The sequence below is a fragment of the Facklamia sp. HMSC062C11 genome (genome assembly GCF_001810675.1).
Classification (GTDB): Bacteria; Bacillota; Bacilli; order Lactobacillales; family Aerococcaceae; genus Facklamia; species Facklamia hominis.
Window position 1 is genome coordinate 1 of the sequence record NZ_KV802395.1, and the last position, 303, is coordinate 303.

Annotated in this window: 1 protein-coding gene; it reads right to left on the bottom strand. The window is 42.6% G+C overall.

Annotated elements, in window-relative coordinates; genetic code table 11:
- A partial coding sequence (locus tag HMPREF2758_RS03955; protein WP_148128878.1) for a Cna B-type domain-containing protein occupies positions 1 to 303 on the bottom strand: 303 nt, incomplete at both ends.

Genomic DNA, 303 nt, shown 5'->3' on the forward strand with positions numbered 1-303 from the left:
TAGCTTACGGAAGAGCTTGAAGTAGACTTTCGGACGGACTTGTTCGCCACCAACCCAAGTCTTCTTGGCTTCGATGTCTCTCTTAGGCACCAGATAAGTATTGGTAACTTCCAAGCCAATTTCATCTTTCTTGAAGTTTGGTAAAGTCAATGGATTACCTGATTTGTCGACTTCTTTCACGAAGTAAGTATAATCCTGTCCTTCGTTATTCGTCTTATCTAAACCAATCCATTTGACTTGAACTTCATCATCCGTTCCAACCTCCAAGATGTCACCAACAGACTCAGCTTGGCCATTTTCCCC